The 17,614-nt window shown below is 64.6% G+C and carries 16 protein-coding genes and 1 riboswitch; of the genes, 12 read left to right on the top strand and 4 right to left on the bottom strand.

The window, feature by feature from the left end; genetic code table 11:
• Positions 1–9 precede the first annotated feature (9 nt).
• Together ABH939_RS15640 and ABH939_RS15635 are read right to left on the bottom strand one after the other, a co-directional pair.
• A complete protein-coding gene (locus tag ABH939_RS15640; RefSeq protein WP_003945024.1) occupies positions 10–669 on the bottom strand; it encodes a response regulator transcription factor in 660 nt (219 codons plus the stop codon).
• Positions 670–726: 57 nt separating this feature from the next.
• Positions 727–1,890 carry a sensor histidine kinase gene (locus ABH939_RS15635; RefSeq protein ID WP_063316393.1) on the bottom strand — a complete coding sequence of 388 codons (1,164 nt, stop codon included), beginning with the start codon at positions 1,888–1,890 and terminating at the stop codon, positions 727–729.
• A gap of 38 nt (positions 1,891–1,928) precedes the next feature.
• On the opposite strand from ABH939_RS15635, the gene ABH939_RS15630 reads away from it, so the two are divergent.
• From ABH939_RS15630 to ABH939_RS15615, 4 genes are read left to right on the top strand one after another with little or no spacing between them, the layout of a single operon-like run.
• Positions 1,929–2,696, top strand: a complete 768-nt coding sequence (locus ABH939_RS15630) for a TSUP family transporter (RefSeq protein ID WP_030536361.1) — start codon at positions 1,929–1,931, stop codon at positions 2,694–2,696.
• 30 nt (positions 2,697–2,726) lie between these two features.
• Complete coding sequence (locus ABH939_RS15625) at positions 2,727–4,247, top strand: TldD/PmbA family protein (protein WP_003944822.1); 1,521 nt, start codon at positions 2,727–2,729, stop codon at positions 4,245–4,247.
• Positions 4,244–5,602, top strand: a complete 1,359-nt coding sequence (locus ABH939_RS15620; protein WP_058226726.1) for a metallopeptidase TldD-related protein — start codon at positions 4,244–4,246, stop codon at positions 5,600–5,602. Before ABH939_RS15625 ends, ABH939_RS15620 begins: the two co-directional genes overlap by 4 nt.
• Positions 5,602–6,507: a TIGR01777 family oxidoreductase gene (locus ABH939_RS15615; RefSeq protein WP_063316392.1), complete on the top strand. Its 906-nt coding sequence runs from the start codon at positions 5,602–5,604 to the stop codon at positions 6,505–6,507. Before ABH939_RS15620 ends, ABH939_RS15615 begins: the two co-directional genes overlap by 1 nt.
• Before the next feature lie 7 nt (positions 6,508–6,514).
• Here ABH939_RS15615 and ABH939_RS15610 read toward each other — a convergent pair whose 3' ends face one another.
• Positions 6,515–6,895: a PPOX class F420-dependent oxidoreductase gene (locus ABH939_RS15610; RefSeq protein ID WP_054188250.1), complete on the bottom strand. Its 381-nt coding sequence runs from the start codon at positions 6,893–6,895 to the stop codon at positions 6,515–6,517.
• A gap of 203 nt (positions 6,896–7,098) precedes the next feature.
• On the opposite strand from ABH939_RS15610, the gene ABH939_RS15605 reads away from it, so the two are divergent.
• Positions 7,099–8,754, top strand: a complete 1,656-nt coding sequence (locus ABH939_RS15605; RefSeq protein ID WP_404649785.1) for a GMC oxidoreductase — start codon at positions 7,099–7,101, stop codon at positions 8,752–8,754.
• A gap of 39 nt (positions 8,755–8,793) precedes the next feature.
• On the opposite strand, the gene ABH939_RS15600 is transcribed toward ABH939_RS15605, so the two are convergent.
• The gene (locus tag ABH939_RS15600; RefSeq protein WP_404649784.1) at positions 8,794–12,414 is read right to left on the bottom strand and encodes a cobaltochelatase subunit CobN; all 3,621 of its coding nucleotides are present in this window, start codon (positions 12,412–12,414) and stop codon (positions 8,794–8,796) included.
• A gap of 63 nt (positions 12,415–12,477) precedes the next feature.
• Positions 12,478–12,563, bottom strand: a riboswitch (cobalamin riboswitch).
• A 74-nt stretch (positions 12,564–12,637) separates the two neighbouring features.
• On the opposite strand from ABH939_RS15600, the gene cobG reads away from it, so the two are divergent.
• From cobG to ABH939_RS15565, 7 genes are all read left to right on the top strand, one after another.
• Positions 12,638–13,780 (top strand): precorrin-3B synthase, encoded by a 1,143-nt coding sequence (cobG, locus tag ABH939_RS15595; protein ID WP_230358677.1) that lies wholly within the window; start codon positions 12,638–12,640, stop codon positions 13,778–13,780.
• 19 nt (positions 13,781–13,799) lie between these two features.
• Positions 13,800–14,426 (top strand): precorrin-8X methylmutase, encoded by a 627-nt coding sequence (locus ABH939_RS15590; protein WP_007729839.1) that lies wholly within the window; start codon positions 13,800–13,802, stop codon positions 14,424–14,426.
• Positions 14,423–15,910 carry a precorrin-3B C(17)-methyltransferase gene (gene cobJ / locus ABH939_RS15585; RefSeq protein WP_029255380.1) on the top strand — a complete coding sequence of 496 codons (1,488 nt, stop codon included), beginning with the start codon at positions 14,423–14,425 and terminating at the stop codon, positions 15,908–15,910. Before ABH939_RS15590 ends, cobJ begins: the two co-directional genes overlap by 4 nt.
• 26 nt (positions 15,911–15,936) lie before the next feature.
• Positions 15,937–16,296 (top strand): HNH endonuclease, encoded by a 360-nt coding sequence (locus ABH939_RS15580; protein ID WP_065455757.1) that lies wholly within the window; start codon positions 15,937–15,939, stop codon positions 16,294–16,296.
• Positions 16,293–16,697: a hypothetical protein gene (locus ABH939_RS15575; protein ID WP_099698327.1), complete on the top strand. Its 405-nt coding sequence runs from the start codon at positions 16,293–16,295 to the stop codon at positions 16,695–16,697. Before ABH939_RS15580 ends, ABH939_RS15575 begins: the two co-directional genes overlap by 4 nt.
• Positions 16,694–16,933: a PLDc N-terminal domain-containing protein gene (locus ABH939_RS15570; protein ID WP_099698326.1), complete on the top strand. Its 240-nt coding sequence runs from the start codon at positions 16,694–16,696 to the stop codon at positions 16,931–16,933. The genes ABH939_RS15575 and ABH939_RS15570 overlap by 4 nt, the downstream gene beginning before the upstream one ends.
• Before the next feature lie 77 nt (positions 16,934–17,010).
• Positions 17,011–17,601: a dihydrofolate reductase family protein gene (locus ABH939_RS15565; protein ID WP_099698325.1), complete on the top strand. Its 591-nt coding sequence runs from the start codon at positions 17,011–17,013 to the stop codon at positions 17,599–17,601.
• Positions 17,602–17,614: the final 13 nt, after the last annotated feature.

The following is a 17,614-nucleotide window of genomic DNA, read 5'->3' as shown; positions in this document are numbered from 1 at the left end:
GCGGCTGGCCTACGCGCCCGGAGTCACCAGTCCGGTCTCGTAGGCCAGCACCACAGCCTGCACACGATCACGCAGATCGAGTTTGGTGAGAATGCGTCCGACGTGCGACTTGATCGTCGATTCGGACAGGTACAGCTGCTGTGCGATCTCGATGTTCGACAGTCCCGTGGCCACGTGTCCGAGGACTTCGCGTTCGCGTTCGGTCAGGACGTCGAGAACCACCGGATCGCGCCGGGGCGCCGGACCGTCCACGATGAACCTCGACAGCAGACGACGTGTCACCTTCGGGGAGACAACCGCGTCACCGGCTGCCACGCTGCGGATAGCCGACACGAGGTCCTCGGGCGGGGTGTCTTTGAGAAGAAAACCACTCGCTCCGGCACGCAGGGCGCCGAGCGCGTGTTCGTCCAGGTCGAACGTCGTCATCACCAGGACCCTGGATTCGATCCCGGACGCAAGAATCTGCTCCGTCGCTTTCACCCCGTCGACAATCGGCATCCGCACATCCATCAACACGACGTCAGGCTTCAGCGCCACCGCCGCTGCGACCGCCGCGGCTCCGTCACCGGCCTCACCGATAACCGAGATGTCTTCATGTGCTTCGAGCACCATGTTCAGGCCCATCCGCATGAGTTCCTGGTCGTCGACTAGCAGCACGGTGATGGGCACGGCGTAAACCTATCGGGCCTGAGACGTCGGTGCCAATGCGATTGCGGCGAGCCGGTATCAATCGTGGATCTCGAGCGGCAGCTCTGCGTACACACGCCAACTGCCGTCGGGGCGTCGTCCGGTCTCGAGTGTCCCGTGCAGTACCGCCACCCGCTCACGCATTCCGACCAGTCCATTCCCCGAACCGTGGGAGAAGGTCGAACTCGACGTTCCGTTGTCGACGACCTCGAGCAGCACCGCGGTGTCGGTGCGGCGCACGGTGACTCGTGCCTTCGGATTTGCGCCGGCGTGACGGAGGACATTGGTCAGTGACTCTTGGACCAGGCGATGAATTCCCAGGCTGACTGAAGGACTGACGTCGTCGAGCTCGCCGGTCAGCTCGAGGCGCACGCCGAGACCAGCGGCACGCATCATCTCGACGACCTTGGCGATGCCGGCCGTTCCGTGTTGCGGCATCAAATCGCTACTGACCTCGGTGCGCAAAAGCGAGACGGTCCGGCGAAGCTCGGCAAGGGCGTCGCGTCCGGTGCTGGAGATGTTGCCGAGCGCCTTCTTGGCCAACGCGGGATTGGAATCGACCGCATACGACGCGCCGTCCGCCTGGACGATCATCACGCTGACCGCGTGGGCGACGACATCGTGGAGTTCGCGGGCGATTCGGGTTCTTTCCGTGGCCACCGCATCCTCGGCACGCCGATCCCGTTCGTATTCGGCCACTTCGAGTCTGGCGGCCACTTCCTCGTCGTAGGCGCGGCGGGCGCTCAAGAACTCGGCGGTGATCCAGGCCAGTGCATAGAGCAGGGTCGCAATGATGATCGTGAGGATCACGTCTTCGCGGATGACGAGCAACGAGAGTGTCATGTCCAGGGCAAGGAAGCACGCAAAAATCGCCCCGGTGCGTCGATCGACATACGCAACGAGTGTGTAGAGCGAGACCCCGAGCGCCAACAGGCCTGGATGTTCCGCAGCCGGATCCCCTGTCGCCCACATCATCAAGGTTGCGAAGTACGACATCGACAAAATGGACGCAGCGGACACACGCGGATATTTGCGACGCCACACGACGGGAAGGCAGATCAGAAATCCGACGACGAGCTGAGGCCACCGCTCCTCACGCGGCGAACTGACGAACGTAACTACCTCGAGCGCGAAGAACACGAGCGCCAGCGCGCTGTCCGCGATCATCGGCTTTCCTCGCAGCCACAGGCTGAACCTCCGCATGTGCTCAAGAGTGTCACAGCTGTGAAAGAGTCACCGCCGTGGATATTGCTGATTGGGGACTGCTGATGACGGCAGCGACGGCGGCGGGTTGGGTCGACGCCGTGGTCGGCGGCGGTGGATTGATTCTGTTGCCGGCGCTCTTTCTGGTCGCCCCGCAATTGACCCCACAGGCGGCACTGGCCACCAATAAATTGACGGCATTCACCGGGACGAGTGCTGCGGTGTACACGTTCTCCCGTCGAATCCCGATGGAGTGGCGGCAGATGGCGCCGGCAGCCGCGTTGGCTGCGGTGACGGCCGCGTGCGGGGCGGCGGCCGTTTCGCTGATCGACAAGAAGTACTTCATTCCGATCGTGATGGTCGTCCTCGTCGCCGTCGCCGTCTTCGTGACCATGCGTCCGACGCTGGGCACCACGATCGCGACCCATCGTCCGACGCAGCGCAAGACCGTCCTCGTCCTGCTGCTCTCCGCCGGACTCATCGGCCTCTACGACGGTCTGCTCGGACCCGGCACCGGCACCTTCCTCATCATCAGCTTCGCGACCTTCCTCGGAACCGAATTCGTTCGGAGCGCAGCGATGGCGAAGGTGATCAATCTCGGTTCCAATTTCGGCGCGCTCGCCTACTTCGCCGTCACCGGGCATGTCTGGTGGAGTTTGGGTTTGGCGATGGCGGTGTGCAACGTTCTCGGCGCGGTCATCGGTTCGCGGATGGCGCTGAGCAAGGGATCCGGATTCGTGCGGATCACGCTGTTGGTGGTCGTGATCGCCATGGTGATTCGCCTCGGATGGCAGCAGTTCGGCTGAGATCGGCGGTCGTCGGCTAGCGTCGTGTGCGTGACCGTCACCCGAGATGTCGATGCAGATTTCCTCGCCCTCCCGCTGCGAGCTGTCGCTGATGCGGCGCTGTCGGCAGCGAGAACGGCCGGCGCCCAGCACGCCGATGTTCGTGTCCACCGCGTGCTCACACAGTCGATCCGCTTGCGCGACGGCGTAGTTCAGGCGGTGTCCGACGGAGACGAGATCGGGGTCGCCGTCCGTGTGATCGTCGACGGCACGTGGGGATTCGCCTCGCACGCCGAGGTGTCCCCCGATGTCGCTGCTGCGCTGGCACGCCAAGCGGTCGAGGTCGCGAAGGCATTGCGCTCGCTCAATCGGGATCCGGTCACCCTCGCCGACGAGCCCGTCTACGCCGACGCGACGTGGGTGTCGCCGTACCTCGAAGATCCCTTCGCGACACCGACGGCCGAGAAGGTAGGCCTGCTGGTCGACTACTCCGGACGGCTTCAAGCCGCCGACGGCGTGGATCACGTAACGGCGAGTGTCCTCCAGGTCAAGGAGCAGACCTTCTACGCGGATCTGGCCGGTTCGTCGATCACCCAGCAACGGGTGCGTCTGCACCCCGAGTTCGAGGCGACCGCCGTCGACAAGTCGGCCGGCAGCTTCGAATCGATGCGCACCTTGGCGCCGCCGGTAGGCCGCGGATGGGAGTACCTCGGGGCGGAGAGCACATGGAACTGGGGCGATGAGCTCGCGCAGATCCCGGAGTGGCTGGCCGAGAAGACCAAGGCACCGACCGTCGAAGCAGGTCCGACCGACCTCGTGATCGATCCGACCAATCTGTGGCTCACGATCCACGAATCCATCGGACACGCCACCGAATACGACCGCGCGATCGGCTACGAAGCGGCCTACGCCGGTACGTCGTTCGCGACGCCGGACAAGCTGGGAACGCTGAAATACGGAACGCCACTCATGCACGTGACCGCCGACCGAAACGAAGAGCACGGCCTGGCCAGCGTCGGATTCGACGACGACGGCGTCGCCTCTCAACGGTGGGATCTGGTGGCAGAGGGAACACTGGTCGGGTATCAACTAGACCGCGTGTTCGCGCCGAGGCTGGGGCTGACGCGTTCCAACGGTTGCTCGTACGCCGACTCCGCACATCACGTTCCCATCCAGCGAATGGCCAACGTCTCGCTCTCCCCCGACCCTTCTACGGACACCTCGACCGCAGACCTGATCTCGCGAGTCGAGAACGGCATCTACGTCGTCGGTGACAAGTCCTGGTCGATCGACATGCAGCGCTACAACTTTCAGTTCACCGGTCAGCGGTTCTTCAAGATCCGTGACGGAAAGCTCGACGGTCAGGTGCGCGACGTGGCGTATCAGGCGACGACGACGGATTTCTGGGGCTCGATGGAAGCCGTTGGCGGTGAGTCGACCTGGCGCCTGCAGGGCGCGTTCAACTGCGGCAAGGCGCAACCCGGTCAGGTTGCGGCGGTCAGCCACGGCTGCCCGTCCGCTCTGTTCCGCGGAGTCAACATCCTCAATACTCGTTCGGAGGCTCAGCAGTGATCGATCCGCAGCAGGTCGTCGAGCGTGCATTGGCCGCGAGGACGGTAGACGAATCGTTGGTGATCGTGACCGATGCGAGTGAGGCGTCGCTGCGGTGGGCCAACAATTCGATGACCACCAACGGAGTTTCGCTGTCCCGGACGTGGACGGTGATCTCGATCGTGCGCGAGGGTGACATCGCGAAGGTGGGCACTGTCAGTTCCAGCAGTGTCGATCCGGAGCAGATTTCCGCGCTCGTACATGCAAGCGAAGAAGCTGCGCGCACAGCCACTCCGGCTGACGACGCGTCCGACCTGATCACGCAGTCGGCGGCAGAGACCGACTGGGACCTGCCGGCCGCCCTGACCGACATCGGTGTCTTTGCGCCGTTGGCTGCCGACCTGTCCACGGCCTTCGACGGCGGCGACCAGTTGTTCGGCTTCGCTCACCACCAGTTGCACACCACCTGGCTCGGAACCTCGACGGGCGTGCGACGTAGAACGGCTCAGGCCACCGGCTCCGTGGAGATCAACGGCAAGCGCGGCGACGCCAGCGCCTGGGTCGGATCCGGAACTGTCGATTTCAGCGATATCTCGATACCGAAGCTCTTGTCGCAGTTGACCACTCGACTCGACTGGGCGGGTAACTCCGTCAGTCTGCCTGCCGGCCGCTACGAGACAATTCTTCCTCCGTCTGCTGTGGCGGACCTGATGATCTATCTGATGTGGACCATGGAGGGTCGCGGCGCCGAAGAAGGCCACACCGCACTGTCCACCACCGGTGGAACCCGGATCGGCGAGAAGCTCGGATTGCCACTGACACTCACCTCCGACCCCGGCGCCGAGGGCTTGCAATCCGCGCCGTTCGTGATCACGACGTCGTCGAGTGAATCCGTCTCACTGTTCGACAACGGTATGGAGATCGAACCCGTCGACTGGGTCCGAGACGGCGTCGTCAATGCGCTGGCGTACCCGCGCCACGCTGCACGAGAATTCGGTCGACCTGTCGCAGTTCCCGGCGACAATCTCATCCTGACCGGTGGTGACGACACCTCGATCGAGGACATGATCGCAGGTACCGAGAAGGGTCTACTGCTCACAACCCTCTGGTACATCCGTGAGGTGGATCCGACGACGCTGCTGTTGACCGGACTCACCCGTGACGGGGTGTATTTGATCGAGGACGGCAAGATCGTCGGCGCCGTCAACAACTTCCGTTTCAACGAGAGTCCACTCGATCTCCTGCGGCGGGTCACCGAGGCTGGACGTACCGAGATCACGCTTCCCCGGGAGTGGAAAGATTGGTTCACCCGCACGGCCATGCCGCCCATGCGGATTCCCGACTTCCACATGTCCTCGGTCAGCCAGGCGCAGTGATGACGAAGGTCGTGATCGCCGGCGGCACCGGCGCTCTCGGCCGCCGGATCAGCGACGATCTCGCGGACCGTGGGTATGACGTCGTGGTCCTGACTCGCTCACCGAAACCTGGCAGGCACAGGCAGGTTCAGTGGGACGGTGTCACGGTGGGCGACTGGGCGGGAGAACTCGGCGGCGCCGCGATGATCAATCTGGCCGGCGAGTTGGTCGATCGCCGACCCACCCCGGCAAACATCGCACTACTCACCAACTCCCGGGTCGATCCGACCCGCGCGCTGGTCGAAGCGTCGAAACTACTGGCGAACCCTGTTCCGGTGTGGATCCAGGCGAGCACGCTCGCGATCTACGGCGATGCGGGTGAGGCACGATTGGACGAGGATTCTCCCCTCGCTGACGGGCCACCTCAGATGACCGACGTCGCAAAGGACTGGGAGGCAGCGGTCGAGGGTGCAAACGCGTCACGAGTGGTGATCCTGCGAACCAGTGTCGTGTTGGAGAAGGGCACACCGGCGCTCGAGCGATTGCTGTTGCTCGTGCGTCTCGGACTGGGCGGACGCGTCGCCTCGGGTAGGCAGTGGACCAGTTGGATTCACATCGAGGACTGGCTGTCGATCGTTCGTTGGGCACTCGAACCCGTTTCGGCTGCCTCGGGGGTGGTCATCGCGACGGCTCCGGATCCCGTCCGAAACTCAGAGCTGATGGCCGGGCTGCGCAAGCACCTTCACCGGCCACCTGCGCCGCCGACGCCCGCTTTCATGGTCAGATTCGGCGCGTTCCTTCTTCGCAGCGACGCTGCCCTGGGCCTGACGGGTCGTCATGCCGTATCGAAAGTGTTGGCGGACAAAGGCTTCCCCTTCACGTATCCGCGGTTCGATTCAGCGTTGGACGATCTGCTCGGCAACTGACGCGCGGTCAGGCTGCAGTGATGGCAAGTCCGATCGTTCCGGTCTTGCCGCGGCGCAGGAGACTGCCTTTCATGGTGATCCAGCCGAGGATTCCGTACCGACGTGCTATCGCGTCGCGAGCATGATCGGTGCCCGGTCCGTCGAGGATCTCGGCGACGGCGGCCACCGGTTCACCCTTGGGATTTCCCCGAGCGTCACACGCAGCGACGGTGACCGACGGGTTTCGCCTGATGCGCTTGACCTTGTAGGAATCGGTGACGGTCCACATGAGGAGCTTGTCGCCGTCCGGCGCGGCCCAGAGTGGAGTCGCCACCGGAGTTCCATCCTTGCGGAAGGTCGTGAGTAGGACGTACTTGGCCTCGGAGACGCGCTTGAAGTCGGGGTTCACTCCTCGAGGATAGGTGCGAGCGCCTCTCGCTGAACACCGACAAGATTCCGCGACTATCTGGTGACCGATCAGTACCACCCAGGAAGTGCCACTTATGCACGTTTTATCCGGTTCTTCATGACGTCAGACACGCCGTTTCGTCCCCGAACTCCATCTCGAGTTATTCTGAGGCAAACCGTCGAACTGGGGAGTCGAATTTACACATGCAGCGCCGTGACATGCAGCGTCGTGACTTTTTCAAAGCCGCCGGGGCGGGGGCGGCAGTTGCAGCCGCGGCGCCGCTCATGTCGACGTCGACCAGCCACGCCGCCCCCGCACCACTGCGGGCTCTCCCGATGGGTGCTGATCACTACCGCGCGCTCGTCCCCGAGTTGTTCGCACCATCTCCTACTCCCCCGGAGCATTCCGAAGCCATCGTCATCGGGTCCGGATTCGGCGCAAGCGCCACCGCCCTCCGGTTGGCGCAGAGCGGCACCCAGATCACCATCCTCGAACGCGGACTTCGGTGGCCCCACGATCCGCAACGGGAGATTCACACCTCCGACATGCTGGCCGACGGCCGCGGAGTCTTCCGGCGAACATCGTTCACCAACCTCACCGGACTCCCCGTGGCGTGCGACTACTTCAGCGGCGTCCTCGATGCCACCGACTACCAACACATCTCGGTCTGGCGCGGCGCTGCAGTCGGCGGTGGTTCCATCATCTTCACCGGCGTGATGATCGCGCCCGAGCGCCGATTCTTCGACGCAGTCTTCGGCAACTCCCTCGACTACGACGAGATGGCGTCCACCTGGTACCCTAAAGTGCGCCAGATGCTGCGTCTGAGCCCGTTGCCCGAAGACATTTACCAAACCCCGAACTTCGGTCACTCGCGTCGTTGGGATCAGGACGCTCGTCGTGCCGGATTCGATCCGCAGCGGATCGACGGGATCTGGAACTGGGACGTGGTGCGCTCAGAACTCGACGGCCGAACCCGAGCCTCGGCCACTGTCGGTGACAGCAACATGGGTAACTCCAACGGCGCGAAGTTCGACCTCACACAGAACTACATTCCCGCCGCCGAAGCCACCGGACGAGCCACCGTCTGTTACGGACATCAGGTGCTCGCGATCAGTCGCGAACGTGATGGACGCTACGTCGTCGACGTCGAATCGACGGATCCGACGGGTGGCGTTCTGGCCCGGAAGACTCTTACCTGTGACCGTCTGTTCCTCGGCGCCGGTTCGATCGGCACGTCCGAACTGTTGGTACGCGCCCAGGCGACGGGCGCGCTGCCCAACCTCAACGAACACGTCGGTAAGGGCTGGGGAACGAACGGCGACGCCGGGATGGTGCGCTCGTTCGGCTTCAGTGACGGCACTGCGCAAGCCGCACCGTCGGCATCACGCATCGTCGACGAGTCGGGAATGCCACTCTCCCTGGAAAATTGGTACGTCCCCGGCCTACCCGTCAACATCGGCATGCTCGGAACATTGGGGATGACCCTCGACTCGCAGCGCGCCGACTTCGCCTACGACGGCGGCTCCGATCGGGTGGTGCTGAACTGGCCGAAGAACGGCAACGACGCCACCGTCGAGGCACTCCGCGCCGTCCAGAACAAGATGGCCTTCGCCGGCACCACGCTGCCGTCGGCATTGCCGTTCGCGAAGGACGTCAATTCCTCGTTCACCGCGCATCCCCTAGGCGGTGCGGTTCTGGGCAAGGCCACCGACGGTTACGGGCGAGTCAAGGGCTACGACGGCCTGTACGTGATGGACGGCGCTGCCATTCCGGGCAGCACCGGCACCGTCAATCCGTCACTGACCATCACTGCTCTGGCGGAGCGGAACATCGCTCAGATCATCAAGTCCGGACGCTGACACACTTCAGCGCCCGGACCTGCCGGTGATTCTCGAGGTTTACTCCCCCTCGAGTTCGCCTTCGGTTTCGAGGTACACCTGACGCAAGCCGTCGAGTGTCTTCTGCTCGGGGTGCTCCCACATGTTGCGCTCGGCGGCTTCGAGGAGCCGCTCGGCGATTCCGTGCAAGGCCCACGGGTTGGACTGCGTCATGAACTTCTGGTTCTGCTCGTCCAGAACGTAGGTCTCGGCGAGCTTTTCGTACATCCAGTCCGCGACCACGTTTGTGGTGGCGTCGTACCCGAAGAGGTAGTCGACCGTGGCCGCCATCTCGAACGCACCCTTGTACCCGTGACGGCGCATCGCGTCGAGCCAGCGGGGATTGACCACGCGCGCCCGGAAGACACGTGCGGTCTCTTCCGAAAGTGTGCGTGTGCGAACCGATTCCGGTCGAGTGCTGTCGCCGATATATGCCTCGGGCGACTTTCCGGTCAGCGCGCGCACGGTGGCAACCATGCCGCCGTGGTACTGGAAGTAGTCGTCCGAATCGGCGATGTCGTGCTCACGCGTGTCGGTGTTCTTGGCCGCCACGTTGATTCGACGGTATGCACTGCGCATGTCGTCGGCTGCCGGGATTCCGTCGAGCCCACGGCCGTACGCGAAGCCGCCCCAGTTGGTGTACACCTCGGCGAGGTCGTCGTCACCGCGCCAGGTCTTGGAGTCGATGAGTTGCAGCAGGCCGGCGCCGTAGGTTCCGGGCTTCGAACCGAAGATGCGAGTGGTCGCACGCCTGGCATCGCCGTGCTCGGCAAGGTCGACCTGCGCGTGGGCGCGCACGTAGTTCTGCTCGTCCGTCTCGTCCAATGCGGCGACCAACTGAACAGCGTCGTCGAGCAGTGCGAGCACGTGCGGGAACGCATCACGGAAGAATCCGGAGATGCGGACGGTGACGTCGATGCGCGGGCGGCCGAGCTCTTCGAGATCGATGACCTCGAGGTTGACCACGCGTCGGCTTGCTTCGTCCCAGACAGGGCGAACACCGAGGAGCGCGAACACTTCGGCGATGTCGTCGCCGGAGGTACGCATGGCGGCGGTACCCCACACGGACAGACCCACCGAGCGCGGGTACTCGCCGTGATCGGCGAGATATCGAGCGGCGAGCGACTCGGCCATCGCCTGACCGGTCTCCCACGCCAGTCGTGAGGGAACTGCCTTGGGATCGACGGAGTAGAAGTTACGACCGGTGGGAAGCACGTTGATCAGGCCGCGCAGCGGTGACCCACTCGGGCCGGCGGCGATGAAGCCGCCGTCGAGCGCGTGCAGGACCTGCTTGATCTCGTTGTTCGTCTGTCGGAGGCGTGGAACCACTTCGGTGGCGGCGAACTGAAGGATCTTCACGACGGTCTCGTCGTCGCTGAGTTGTTCTGCCGCAGCGGGGTTCCAATCGGCGTCGTACATGCCGCGAACCAGAGCGTGCGCCTTTTCCTCGACGTCGTCGACACGGTTGCGGGACTCGTCGCCGTCTTCGCTGAGCCCGAGAGCTTCGCGCAGACCAGGGACACTCTGTTCGCCGCCCCACATCTGACGGGCACGGAGCATGGCCAGGACCAGTTCGATTTCGGCGTCGCCCTCGGGTGCGCGGCCGAGAATGTGCAGACCGTCGCGGATCTGGACGTCCTTGATCTCACACAGCCAACCGTCGACGTGCAGGAGCATGTCGTCGAACACGTCTTCTTCGGGACGCTCCGCGAGGCCGAGGTCGTGGTCCATCTTGGCTGCCCGCATCAGCGTCCAGATCTGCTGGCGAATGGCCGGCAGCTTAGACGGGTCCAGTGCGGAGATGTTGGAGTGCTCGTCGAGCAGTTGCTCGAGGCGGGAGATGTCGCCGTAGCTTTCGGCGCGGGCCATCGGCGGGATCAGGTGATCGACGAGAGTCGCGTGGGCGCGACGCTTTGCCTGTGTTCCTTCACCCGGGTCGTTGACGAGGAACGGGTAGATCAGCGGCAGGTCGCCCAGGGCTGCGTCGGTACCGCAGTTGCTGGACATGCCGAGTGTCTTGCCGGGCAACCATTCGAGGTTTCCGTGCTTGCCGAGGTGCACAACGGCGTCGGCGCCGAATCCGCCGTTGTCCGGTGTTGCAGCGATCCAGCGGTAGGCCGCGAGGTAGTGGTGGCTCGGCGGCAGATCCGGGTCGTGGTAGATCGCGACGGGCTTTTCACCGAATCCCCGCGGCGGCTGGACCATGAGGACGATGTTGTTGAATCGCAGTGCCGCGATGACAATTTCGCCGTCGGGATCCTGCGAGCGGTCGACGTACAGCTCTCCGGGCGCTGCGCCCCAGTGCTCTTCGACACCGCTGCGCAGTTCCTCAGGCAGGGTGGCGAACCATTCGCGGTACTTCGCTGCCGAGATGCGGATCGGATTGCCCTCGAGCTGCTCGGCAGTGAGCCAGTCAGGATCCTGGCCGCCGGCCGCGATCAGGGCATGGATCAGCGCGTCGCCGTCCTTCGCCGCCAGGCCGGGAACTGCGTCCGGGCCGTCGACCGGACCGAGGTCGTAACCGGCAGAACGCATTTCGGTGAGCAGGTCGATTGCGCTCGCCGGAGTATCGAGACCGACCGCGTTGCCGATGCGGGCGTGCTTGGTCGGGTACGCCGAGAGCATCAGAGCAACGCGACGCTCGGTGGTGGGAATGTGGCGCAGCTTGCCGTGACGGACCGCGATCCCGGCGACACGGGCGGCGCGCTCGACGTCGGGGACGTACGTGGACAGTCCGTCGGAGTCGATTTCCTTGAAGGAGAACGGGACGGTAATGATGCGGCCGTCGAATTCCGGCACCGCGACCTGGGTCGCGACGTCGAGAGGCGACAGTCCGTCGTCGTTCTCGTCCCAGGTGGCGCGGCTACTGGTCAGGCACAGCCCCTGCAGGATCGGGACGTCGAGTGCAGCGAGTGCGGCGACATCCCAGGCTTCGTCGTCCCCACCGGCGGACGCGGTAGCGGGCTTCGTGCCACCGGCAGCGAGAACTGTCACGACCATGGCGTCGGCGCGGCGGAGCGTGCTCAGAAGTTCGGCTTCAGCGGTTCGCAGAGATGCGCAGTAGATCGGCAGCGCGGTGCCACCGGCCTCGGCGACCGCGTCGCACAACGCCTGGATGTACCGGGTGTTGCCGGCCAAATGCTGAGCACGGTAGTACAGAACTGCGATGACCGGACCGCTCGCCGAGTCGAGATCGGGCGCGAAATCAGCGATGCCCCAGGAAGGCAGGTGAGCCGGCGGCTCGAAACCGTGGCCGGTGAGCAGGACGGTGTCGGACAGGAAGTGGTGCAGCTGTGCCAGATTCTGTGCGCCACCCTCGGCCAGGTAGTTGTGCGCCTCGGCAGCAACGCCGGCGGAGACCGTCGAGCACTCCATGAGGTCGGCGTCCGGCGCGTGCTCGCCGCCGAGAACGACTACGGGGAGTCCGGAGGCGAGGACCATGTCCAGGCCGTCTTCCCAGCTGCGACGGCTGCCGAGGATACGAACGATCACGAGGTCGACGCCGTCGAGCAAGGGCGGCAAGTCCTCCGAGACCAGCAAGCGTGAGGGGTTGGCCCAGCGATAGGAGACTCCGTCGCCGGCTTCCTGGCTGGCGCGGGCGCTCAGCAGATCGGTGTCGGACGTGGAGAGCAGAAGAATCACGGGTGAAGCCTTCCTGGGGTTTCGCGCCCCGTGGCACAGATCTGTCATCGACGGCGGTTGAGGGTCTGACTCGTGTTTCCGAGCGGAAACACGTCCCGCTCGAGCAACACTCACAGTGGCGCGACCGCACCGGACTTTCACCGGTTTCCTCAACTGCCGTCACTGGTGGTGGTGATGCTACCGGTCCGCAGAAGGCACTCATGACAGGTCGTACCCTGGAGCCATGCCCACGGACCGTTCACAGCCAGACGCGTGCCCGGGTGCACTGCAAGTTCACCACGCCGCCGACGGCGCATTGGCACGCGTGCGCCTACCCGGCGGACTCCTCACCCCCACCCAGTTGCAGACGCTCGCCGACGCGGCGCGCGATCTCGGCAACGGGCAGATGGAACTCACCTCGAGGGGCAACGTACAACTGCGCTCGGTCTCGGATCCCGAAGCCTTCGCAGCGCGAATCGCGTCGGCCGGCCTGCTGCCGTCCGCGACGCACGAGCGAGTGCGCAACATCCTCGCGTCCCCACTGTCCGGCCGTATCGGGGGCGTAGCCGACATTCGTGAACTGGTCCACCGTCTCGATTCGGCGATCCAAGCAGATCAAGCATTGGCGGATCTGCCAGGGCGAACCCTGTTCACCCTCGACGACGGGCGCGGAGACATCACCGGGCTACGGGGCGATTTCGGACTCCATGCGCGCAGCGCCACCGAGCATTCACTGGTGCTCGCCGGTCACCACACCACTCATCTCGTCCAGGCGGACGACGCCGTCGAATTGCTCCTCGAGGCGGCTCGATCATTCCTCGACGTCCGCGACAAGCACTGGCGCCTGGCCGAGGTTCCGGACGGAATCGAACGCACCCTCGAGCAGCTGGGTCTGAGCGCCGAGTCCACCGTTGCGGCGGACCTCACGCCGGATGCACGGCCCACTATCGGCTGGCTCGAGCAGCGCGACGGGACCGTAGCTCTGGGCGGCGGCCTGCGATTCGGGCTGCTCGACGCTCGGCTGGCCGAGTTCCTCGCCGCCGTCGACAAGCCCGTCGTCGTGACGCCGTGGCGATCGGTGCATATCTTCGACCTCGACGAATGGGCAGCCGAGCAGGTAGTCCGGGTGCTGGCACCCATGGGGTTGATCTTCGACGAGAACTCACCGTGGCTCGAGGTCACCGCCTGCACCGGAAGTCCGGGATGCGAGAAGTCGCTCGCCGATGTGCGCGCCGACGCGATCACCGCGGTCGAGCAGGCAGAACTTCCGGTTGTCGGGCGCCAGCACTGGGCCGGGTGCGACCGCAGCTGCGGACGTCCCCGCGGGGACGTAGCGGATGTGATCGCGACGGGTGACGGTTACCGGGTGAATCCGCCCGATCGGTGATGCCTCTATCGTGTGGCACATGATCGAGTACATCCGTGACGGCGCGGAAATCTATCGCCAGTCCTTTGCCACCATTCGGGCCGAAGCCGACCTGAGCCGTTTCCCGGCGGATGTCTCGCAAGCTGTAGTGCGCATGATTCATGCAAGTGGCCAGGTCGATCTCGTCGACGACGTCGCCTTCACACCCGGTGTCGTCTCGGCCGCGCGCGCAGCTCTGCGCGACGGCGCGCCGATCTTCTGCGACGCCCAGATGGTGGCTGCCGGCATCACGCGCAAGCGTCTGCCCGCCGGCAACGACGTCATCTGCACCCTCGGCGATCCGCGGGTTCCCGTGCTGGCGTCGACCATCGACAACACTCGCTCGGCGGCTGCTCTCGAACTGTGGGGAGCCAAGCTCGAGGGCGCTGTTGTCGCGATCGGAAACGCACCCACCGCACTGTTCCATCTCCTGAACCTCATCGAAGCCGGCGCACCCCGTCCGGCCGCCATCGTCGGAGGTCCGGTCGGCTTCATCGGCGCTGCCGAGTCGAAGGAAGCCCTCATCGAACACGCCAGCGGGATCGATCATCTCGTTCTCCGCGGCCGACGCGGCGGCAGCGCGATCACCGCCGCCGTCGTCAATGCGATTGCGAGCGAAGTCGAATGAGTGCAGGCAAGCTCTGGGGTGTCGGTATCGGCCCCGGCGATCCCGAATTGGTGACCGTCAAGGCTGCCCGCGTCATCGGCGAGGCCGATGTGGTTGCGTTCCACTCCGCGCGGCACGGCAAGAGCATCTCCCGCGGAGTTGCAGCGCCGTATATGCGCGAAGGACAGATCGAAGAACACCTCGTCTACCCCGTGACCACCGAGACCGTTGATCATCCCGGCGGATACCAGGGCGCGATGGACGAGTTCTACGAAGCAGCTGCCGAACGGCTGGCAGTTCACCTCGCGGCCGGTCGAACCGTCGCGTTGCTCGCCGCCGGCGATCCGCTCTTCTACAGCTCCTACATGCACATGCACAAGAGACTGGCCGATCGCTTCGACGCCGAAGTGATTCCCGGCGTCACCTCCGTCAGCGCGGCATCTGCTGCACTCGGAAAGCCGCTGGTCGAGGGTGAAGAGATCCTCACGATCCTGCCCGGAACGTTGCCGCAGGCCGAGCTGACCAGGCGGCTCAAGGAAACCGACGCCGCGGCCATCCTCAAGCTCGGACGTACCTTCCCACCGGTCCTCCAATCGCTCGAGGATTCCGGCCGCTTGGATGAAGCTCACTACGTCGAGCGCGCGAGCACCACACGTCAACGCGTCGAATCCGCTGCCGAGGTCGACCCGGACGGAGTTCCGTACTTTTCGATCGCCATCGTTCCGAGCCCGTCGAACAACCCTCGACCTGCGACCGAGTCTCGCGGCGAGGTGGTCGTGGTCGGACTCGGGCCGGGCGATACCGCCTGGACCACACCCGAAGTGGCGCATGAGCTTTCGTTGGCAACCGACCTCGTCGGCTACGGCCCGTACGTCGATCGCGTGCCGACGCGTCCGGGCCAGCGTCGCCATTCCAGCGACAACCGCGTCGAAGCCGAACGCGCCGCGATGGCGTTGGACCTGGCGAAGAACGGCGCCCGTGTAGCTGTCGTCTCATCGGGAGATCCCGGTGTATTCGCCATGGCTGCAGCAGTTCTCGAAGTTGCCGCCGAAGACCAGTGGCGCGGGGTCCCGGTCCGCATCCTTCCCGGCATGACGGCGGCAAACGCTGTCGCCAGTCGCGTCGGCGCTCCCCTCGGGCACGACTATGCGGTGCTCTCGTTGTCTGATCGCCTCAAGCCGTGGGATGTCGTCGCGCGCCGTATTTCGGCAGTTGCAGCCGCAGACATGGCATTTGCGGTCTACAACCCGGCGTCCAAGTCTCGGACGTGGCAGGTCCAAGCCATGAAGGACCTCGTGCTCGAGCACCGCTCCCCCGAGACTCCCGTCGTCATCGGGCGCGATGTTGCCGGTGCCGAGGAATCAGTTCGCGTCGTGACCCTCGGCGAGCTCGAGCCTTCCGAGATCGACATGCGAACTCTGCTGATCGTCGGCTCCTCGATGACGACGGTCGTCGAAACCGGTTCGGGCCGTCAGGTGTTCACCCCGCGGCGCTACCCGGAGTGAACGCCGCACGGCGATAGCATGGCCTCATGCCCGTCAACCGGACCCGGAAAGCCAGATACGCGCGTAGGCGCAAACGCCGAATGGATCTGATGGAGCACGACCTGTCCGTCGAGCAGTGGTCCGCGCTCAAAGCGGCCTGGGGTGGCTGCGCGTACTGCGGCGAGCCGGACGAGTCGCCGCAGCGTGACTGTGTGCTGGCGATCTCCCGCGGTGGGCGCTACACGCTCGACAACATCGCACCGGCGTGCCGCTCGTGCAATGCAAGCAAATGCAACAGCGAGGTCACTCTCTGGTTGCGGCGCAAGGGGTATGACGAGAAGGCCTTCCTCCTGCGACACGCGGAGATAGGTATCGAGATGAGGGCGCAGTTCTCGGAGCAGTCGTGACGGCCCCGGACGAGTTGCGCCTGATTCTCGACGAGCTCATGGAGTTCGAACCTCTGTTTCACCGAACTCGAGTAGCGATGTCACGAGACGAGTTCGATGCGGTCGTCGACCCGCAGTTCCGGGAGATCGGAGCCTCCGGCGCTCGATACACCCGCGACTACGTGCAGTCGGTAGTTGAGCGCCGACGCCTCCGCGGCGAGGTGAACGACGCCGCCGAACTCGGGTGGACGGCTGACCGGCCAGCGCTGAGCCGGATTGCGCCTGACACGTATCTGGTGACGTACCGGCTGGCGCAAGCGCAACGAGTTACCGAGCGATCATCCATCTGGCGGTTCACCGAGAATCGATGGAGCGTGTTGTTTCATCAAGGCACAGTCGTCGAAAGTGGTCTGGAAGCGTGAACGAATCGACCCCCAACCCCACCATTCCGCTTAGGATGGACATCACCTTCACCGTCTTCGTTCTTGCCTGGATCTTCATCACGATTAGCGCGCTCGTGGCGATCGTGCGCACCGATTTCGACCGCTTGGGGAGCAAATTCTGGTGGTCGGCACTGGTGATCGCGGTGCCTGTACTCGGTGCGCTCGTCTGGTTACTGTTCGGTCGACCCCCGCGTGACTCCAGGTCCCGAACCTGATCTACACCGACGGCCCGGCAGTAGTCTGAGTACGGTCCGGTGCTGTCACTCTGCGCGTATCAGGGGAGAACAACGAGATGAGACCACTTCGATACTCGATCAACGTCACCCTCGACGGCTGCTGCCATCACGAGGCGGGGCTTCCACCCGACGAGGAGTCGATGCGCTACTGGACCGCTCAGATGGAACGAGCCGATGCTTTGCTGTTCGGCCGGGTGACCTACGAGATGATGGAGTCGGCGTGGCGGCGGCCCGCAACGGGGGCGTGGCCTGACTGGATGGACGAGTGGGAGATCCCGTTCGCCGAGGCAATGGACCGGGCTAAGAAGTACGTCGTGTCGAGCACGCTGAGCGGGGTCGATTGGAATGCCGAACTCGTGCAAGGCGACTTGGGGTCAGCGATTCAACGGCTCAAGGAGCAGCCCGGCGAAGGTCTGTGGGTTGGCGGCGTGACACTCCCCCTGGCATTGGCAGACCTGGGACTGATCGACGAGTACGAGTTCGTTGTGCAACCGGTCCTTGCCGGACACGGACCGACGTTGCTCGCCGGTCTGCGCAAGCGCATCCAGCTCGAGCTCGTCGATCGCAACGAGTTCCAGTCGGGTGCAGTCGCCGTGCGATATCGGCCCACTCAAGTACCGCCCCCAGGTCAGGTATCGGACGGTTAGTCGACGCATGGCT

Origin of the sequence: Rhodococcus sp. 27YEA6 (assembly GCF_044908235.1) — a bacterium.
Taxonomy (GTDB): Bacteria; Actinomycetota; Actinomycetes; order Mycobacteriales; family Mycobacteriaceae; genus Rhodococcus_F; species Rhodococcus_F qingshengii.
This window is presented reverse-complemented; position numbering and strand designations above follow the sequence as displayed.